Genomic DNA, 677 nt, shown 5'->3' with positions numbered 1-677 from the left:
GACGGCATGGGAGAGCAGGTGGCTGCCGGAACACTTAATAAGAACAAGCCGAAGGCGCAGTTCGAATTTAGTGAGTGGCGTGTCACGACACTTAGCGAAAGCGAGTCGCGAGACGAAGCTTGAGGTTAGTGACGGGACCTGCCGGATTCCCTAAAAAAGAAAGCTGGAAGACAGCTTCTATATATAGATACAGACATATCTGAGTGGGACGTGAAAAGCCTGCGGGAAAAGATGTGTTAACCCTATCAGCAGGGCAGTGCTGTTCTATATAACTGGTTTTAACCAGTGATTAGAGGTTTCAAGAGATTGAGATTTCTAATGACTGATTAAACATCAGTCTGCCAGAATTGTACCTTGAAAACTATATACTGAAAATATCCAGTTAAATCGAAGATTTAACAATACAAGACATCCGAGGTGATTATCCTTAAGGCTCTTCAGAATGGAAACAGGAAGAAGAGAAGAGAGTAATCACAGGAAGGAATCGAAAGAGGACTTCCAGAGGAAACAAACCTCTTAAAAAATAACCTATGGCCCTCATGCAACGCTATGCATGAGTGTTGAACGGGAAGAAGTTTAACGAAAGGTCAAGCGTTAAGAGCGCAGGGTGGATGCCTTGGCACTAAGAGCCGATGAAAGACGTGATAAGCTGCGAAAAGCTTCGGGGAGGAGCAAAT

1 rRNA gene is annotated in these 677 nt (G+C 44.3%); it reads left to right on the top strand.

The features are described from left to right. Positions 1-585: 585 nt before the first annotated feature. Positions 586-677: ribosomal RNA gene (locus tag B5E77_RS16725) — 23S ribosomal RNA — on the top strand; the annotation flags it as partial.

The organism is Lachnoclostridium sp. An131 (assembly GCF_002160825.1).
Classification (GTDB): domain Bacteria; phylum Bacillota; class Clostridia; order Lachnospirales; family Lachnospiraceae; genus Laedolimicola.
The sequence above is the reverse complement of the archived record's forward strand: the minus strand, read 5'-3'. Positions and strand labels throughout refer to the sequence as shown.